This window comes from Myxococcus vastator (genome assembly GCF_010894475.1).
Lineage (GTDB): Bacteria > Myxococcota > Myxococcia > Myxococcales > Myxococcaceae > Myxococcus > Myxococcus vastator.
This window is the reverse complement of the sequence record NZ_JAAIYB010000525.1, coordinates 1-5451: the sequence shown is the minus strand read 5'-3', so window position 1 is coordinate 5451 and position 5451 is coordinate 1. Positions and strand designations below refer to the sequence as shown.

Annotated in this window: 6 protein-coding genes; 2 read left to right on the top strand and 4 right to left on the bottom strand. The window is 71.5% G+C overall.

Going from position 1 to position 5451, the window contains the following annotated elements:
* Both exoO and exoP read left to right on the top strand, forming a co-directional pair.
* Positions 1–829, top strand: an 829-nt coding sequence (gene exoO / locus G4D87_RS33035; protein ID WP_163786666.1) for a spore coat polysaccharide biosynthesis glycosyltransferase ExoO, incomplete at its 5' end; no start/stop codon positions are given.
* Complete coding sequence (exoP, locus tag G4D87_RS33030; RefSeq protein WP_163786665.1) at positions 816–2018, top strand: spore coat polysaccharide biosynthesis glycosyltransferase ExoP; 1203 nt, start codon at positions 816–818, stop codon at positions 2016–2018. The genes exoO and exoP, both read left to right, overlap by 14 nt.
* A gap of 12 nt (positions 2019–2030) precedes the next feature.
* Here the strand turns inward: exoP and G4D87_RS33025 are convergent, their stop codons facing one another.
* The 4 genes from G4D87_RS33025 to G4D87_RS33010 form a co-directional block, all read right to left on the bottom strand.
* A complete protein-coding gene (locus tag G4D87_RS33025; RefSeq protein WP_163786664.1) occupies positions 2031–3209 on the bottom strand; it encodes a DUF4350 domain-containing protein in 1179 nt (392 codons plus the stop codon).
* A complete protein-coding gene (locus G4D87_RS33020) occupies positions 3206–4099 on the bottom strand; it encodes a DUF4129 domain-containing protein (RefSeq protein ID WP_163786663.1) in 894 nt (297 codons plus the stop codon). The genes G4D87_RS33025 and G4D87_RS33020 overlap by 4 nt, the downstream gene beginning before the upstream one ends.
* A gap of 21 nt (positions 4100–4120) precedes the next feature.
* Positions 4121–5092, bottom strand: a complete 972-nt coding sequence (locus G4D87_RS33015) for a hypothetical protein (RefSeq protein WP_240358810.1) — start codon at positions 5090–5092, stop codon at positions 4121–4123.
* A gap of 47 nt (positions 5093–5139) precedes the next feature.
* Positions 5140–5451 (bottom strand): thiamine phosphate synthase (locus G4D87_RS33010; RefSeq protein WP_163786661.1); only part of this gene is annotated, 312 nt, incomplete at its 5' end.

Genomic DNA, 5451 nt, shown 5'->3' with positions numbered 1-5451 from the left:
GATGGTGGGGGGCCTGCCCGGGCCGAGGTCTCCCCGGGTCATCACCCTCCACTCCGGACTGCTGCCGGACTACCTCGCCGCGTCCAGCACGCGGCGGAACCTCGCGCGCGTGGCGCTGGCGGGCTACGCGCGGGTGGTCGCCGTGTCCGAAGCGGTGAGGTCCGCGCTGGTGGGCTGCGGCGTGCCCGAGGAGAAGATTGACGTGCTCCCGGCCTTCTGCGCCTCGCAGGTGCGGCCGGGGCCCGTTCCCTCCGCGGTGGAGGCCGCGCGCTCCCGGCGGCGGGTGCTGCTGTCCATGGCGCACCATCCATCGCCCGTCTACGGACGCACGCTGATGTTCCGGGCCTTGCGCGAGCTGGCGCGGACGTGGCCGGACGTGGGGCTGGCGCTCTTCGGTCCGGGCCTGGAGTCCGAGGCGTTCATCCGCGACGTCCGTGAGGCGCGCGTGGCGGGCCATCTGGAGGTGCTGGGGGAACTCGAGCACGCCGCCGCGCTGGGGCTCATCGCGCGCAGCGACGCCTTCGTGCGGCCCACCACGCATGACGGAGACTCCATCTCCGTGAGGGAGGCGCTGACGCTGGGCGTGCCCTGCGTGGCCAGTGATGTCTGTGTCCGGCCCGAGCCCACCCGCGTGTTCGCCGCGGGCAATGCCGGGGAGCTGGCGCGGGTGATTCGCGAGGCCGTGGCGGCAGGGCCCATGCATGTGCCTCAGGTGGATGCGGGGCCGGAGCTGCTCTCGTTGTACGGGGCGCTGTCCTCCAACAACGCTTTGAAGTCGTCACACGAACAAGGTTCAGGCCTGGGGGAGACGAGACATGCGGCGCAGTGATGAGCTGGACCTCGCGCGCAGGGCATTGCGCGGACGTGACCTGGTGGTGTTCTCCAACGACTGGGATGGGGATCCGCTGTCGAAGGTCCACATCATGCGGATTCTCTCCCGGGAGAACCGCGTCCTCTGGGTGAACAGCATCGGCAACCGCGCGCCGAAGGCCAACGCGCATGACGTGAAGCGCATCTTCGACAAGCTGGGCCGCTTCACCGAAGGCGTCCGCGAGGTGGAGCCCAACATCCACGTCCTGTCGCCGCTGGCCATTCCCTTCTATGGCTCGGAGCTGGTGCGTGGCGCCAACCGGCGGTTGCTGCGGCTCCAGGTGCTGCGGGCGATGAAGCAGCTGGGCTTCCAGAAGCCCATCTCCTGGAGCTTCCTGCCCGCGTCCGCGCCGGTGTCCGGCACGCTGGGCGAGGAGTTCGTCATCTACCACTGCGTGGACGAGTTCTCCGCCTTCAGCGACACCAACGGCCGCCACATCGCGGAGCTGGAGGAGCGGCTGCTCAAGCGCGCCGACCTCTGCATCACCTCCGCGGAGCGGCTGCGTGAGAACAAGGCCCGCGTCAATCCGCGCACGGTGCTGGTGCGGCATGGCACTGACTTCACCCACTTCGTGAAGGCGTGTGAGCCGGCCACGACGATTCCCGCGGACATCGCCCGCCTGCCCAAGCCCATCATCGGCTTCTTCGGGCTGGTGGCGGACTGGGTGGACCAGGAGGCCCTCATCGCCACGGCCCGTGCCCACCCGGAGGGCTCGGTGGTCATCATCGGCAAGACGACGCCGGACTGTGACGACTCCGCGCTGCGCGCCGAGCCGAACATCCACATGCTGGGCCGCAAGCCGTACGCGGACCTGCCCGGCTACAGCAAGGCGTTCGACGTGGCGCTGATGCCGTTCAAGGTCAGCGAGCTGACGCTCAACGCCAACCCGCTCAAGGTGCGTGAGTACCTGGCGTCTGGCCTGCCCGTGGTGTCCACGGACCTGCCGGAGGTGCGCAAGGTGGGGCTCTGCAAGATTGCGAAGGACACCGAGGACTTCGTGCGCAAGGTGGACGAGTGCCTGGCGGACAAGCCCGGTCCGAACCGCGAGCGCGCCGAGCGCATCTTCAACGAGAGCTGGGACGCGCGCGTGGATGAGATTCGCCACCATGTTGGCGCGGCGCTCATGGCGGACGGCAAGGCGCTCTGACGTTCCGCCCGCCTAGGCGCGGCCTTCGCGGCCCCCCAGCGCCCGCTCCAGGTGGGCGTAGCGGCGGGCCACCCGCGCGTAGTCCGCCGGTGCCACGGTGGGCTGCGCGTGGGTCCGCGTGAGGTCGGCCTTCGCCTCCAGGTACTCGGTGGCCTGGACGCCTCCGTCCTGTTCCATCAGGCGCGCGGCGTCCGCGTCCGACAGGCTCAGGGGGATGCCCAGGCGCTCCTGCAGTTGCTGGCGCAGGGCCTGGTCCAGCTCCGGCAGCAGCTCCTTCTCCACCTTCGCGCGGCGCATGAGCCAGCCCATGCTGCGCACGTACTCCAGCGCGGACCGGTGCCGCTCCACGCGCAGCGGGCGCGGGGCGCCGAAGCGTGTGCCTCGCGACACGGCGTAGAGCAGGCCCACCGCCAGCACCTGCGCCGCGAAGACCCAGATGCCGCGGGAGAAGGGGGGCGGCGGCGCGAGCTGGTGGTGGTACTCGTCGAACAGCAGGGGCCCGCGCGCGGCCAGCGCTTCCCAGAAGCGCAGGTTGTCCAGCAGCTCCAGGCGCCGGTTCTCCAGCAGGTCCGAGCCGGCCAGCACGTACACCTCGCCCTTGCCCACCGCCCTGCGCCACACCGCCACCGCGCCGCCCAGGCCGGCGACGGGCACGGCGTCATCGTGGTCCATGCGCAGACCCCGGTCTTGGGAGACGCGAAGCCGGGAGAGTCCGTGCAGGGGGCCCACGGGCAGCCACACATCCACGGTGGTCCCCCCCACGTCGGACAACGTCGAGTCCAGGCCGCGGCTGCTCGCGGGCAGCATCAGCCCGGACTCCAGCTGCAGCCACGCCTCGAGCGCGGCCTGGTGTTGCCCCAGCTCGCGGGGCGACAGGTACACGAGCGTCCCGCCCTCCGTGACGAAGCGCTCCAGCTCGGTGACTTCTTCCGTCGACACGGACCGGCCCTCGGGCGCCGCCAGCACCAGGGTTCGCGTGCCAGGGGGAAGGGCTTCGAGCGGCGAAAGCTGCGTGTCCACGGCCCGGCCCCCCTCGCGGAGGTACAGATAGAGCGCGCGAGCCCCCTGCGGCGCCGTGTTCTCCACGGTGGGCACCGGCGAGTCGGGTGCGTCCGTGCGCGTGGACAGGCCCACCGCCAGGGCCAGCGCGATGAGCACTCCGAAGAAGACGACGGCCCGGGTGTTCGTCACCGCGCGCCCTCCGTGGCCAGGGTTCCGTTCAGCGACTCGACCTCGGTGACGAAGCGGGCCGCCTCTTCCGTCGCCACCGGCGCGAGCGAATAGAAGGTCCGGTCGTACCAGCCCATGAGCCGCTCCACCTCGCGCACCAGCGTCGCGGGCGCGCCGCGGCCCGGCAGCTCCGCCGCCAGCTCACGGTTTGTCCGCACGCGGTCTGGCCGGGCCAGCCGTTGCTGTTCCAGTGAGGACAGCAGGCTCAACAGGCCTTCCCGGATGGCCTCGCGTGCATCGGTGGAGAGCGCCGCTCGGGCCCTGCGCAGGTGCTCCGCCGGAGAGTCCAAAGCCAACGGCTCCGCGTTCGTCGCGGAGGAGCCGGAGACCCGCGCCGCCTCGCGTCCCCGCCTCGCGCGGAGCCGGAGCACACCCCAAAGGATGAGCGCGAGCGCCAGCCCCAGCATTACCGCGCGCGTGGCCACCGCGAAGCCCTGGGCCTCTCTCGACTCGAAGAGGCCCTCCAGCCACGCTGTCACCTCCCGCATGAGGCGCTTCAAGGCATCGCCGTGCCGCTGGCGCGCGCGGGCGAACTCGGGCCGGTCGAGGATGGCCTCCAGCCGCTCGGGTTCTGTCGGCGGGGGTGGGACGGCGTTGGGGCTGTTCGCCAGCGCCTGGACGTCACAGGCCTCTTTCAGGAAGCGGGCGAGCTGCGCCGCGCGCTCGGGAGGGGTGTCCCCATCCTGGGCGGGAGGCAGCGGGATTCCGCCCAGGCGTGCTGACAGCGTGTTCACTTCATCGGCGAACCCGGCCGGGCGGTGTTCGGCCGTCTCGCGCAGGTCCAGGGTGAGGCCCTCGCGCTCGGCGCAGGGCAGAGAGGCCAGCAGCAGGAGGAGGGGCAGGCTCGGCACGGCGGAGTCCAGGGGGCGCCGTCAGGCGGCGGGCGTCATCGTGTTGAGCTGGTGCTCCAGGTCCAGGGCTTCGCGGCGCACGCGCATGTCCAGGTAGAAGAGCGCGCAGAAGACGAAGTTGATGGGCGTGAAGAAGGACTGCGCCACCGTCTGCAGCAGCTCCACGGGCACCAGCAGCAGCTGCGGCGTGCGGGCCATGGTCCCCGGGTCGAAGGGACTGCCGTAGGGCATCATCGCCAGCCACGAGGGCAACCCGGAGACGAGCTGGACGGAGATGAGGATGAGGCTCACCACGGTGAAGAGAATCATCGCCCGCACCATCACCCGGCCCATGAAGCCCGGCGCCACGCGGCCCGACAGGAGCTGACCGGAGCGCCGGAAGGTCTCCCAGGCGCCCAGGTCCTCCATGGCCAGCACCGGGGGCACCAGCAGGAAGCGCAGCATGTACCAGAGCGCCGCGGCCAGCAGGCCCAGGCTCGCGAGCAGCGCACCGACCACGCCCAGCACAACGGCGAGGGTGTTGGAGCCCGAGGTCACTCCGACGCCGATTCCGATGACCGCGAGGATGAGCCCGGGCAGCATGAGCGCCACCGTCACCAGCGTGGACCAGCCGAGCGACAGCAGGTACACCCCGGTCAGTGTGCCCAGCCGCGAGAAGCTCCGGCGCAGGGCCTCCGCGGGGCGGACCGGCTCTCCCAGTTGGGAGGCGAGGACGTAGCGGGACGCGGCCACGGTGGCCAGCCAGTACGTCCAGACGAGGAACAGGAACAGCCCCGTCCACAGCGCGATGGTGATGCTCGCTTGCGGCAGCATGACCGCCGGGTCCAGCTGGGCGCGCGACTGCGCGTCTCCCATGTAGAACAGCGGCGCTACCCGCTGGCCCATCACCAGCGTCGCCTTGGTCACGATGTAGTTCACCAGCGTGAAGCCGAAGCTCAGCACGAAGAGGGGCTTCAGGTGGGAGCGCCAGAAGGTGGCGGCACGGTCAATCATCTCCCCCATGGCGAGGGGGCGCAGCGCTGCGGCAGCGGGAGTGGAGCTCACGGGGCGCGCAGCATAGCCCGCCCGGCGCACGCGGCCAGCAGGCTCCGCGCCGCCGCCGTGGGGTCGTCGGCCTCCAGGACGGACGAGATGACCGCGAAGCCCGCCGCGTCCGGCAGCGTCACCGCGCGCGCAGGGGTGATTCCGCCCAGGGCCAGCGCGGGGCAGGGCAACGCCGCGGCCAGGGCGCTGTACCCCTCCGGCCCGAGGGAAGGCCGCGTGTCCCCTGGCTTGGAGCCGGGAGCGAACACCGGGCTCACCAGGGCGAGGTCCGCGCCCCGGGCCGCGTGGGCCTCCGCCACGTCATGGAC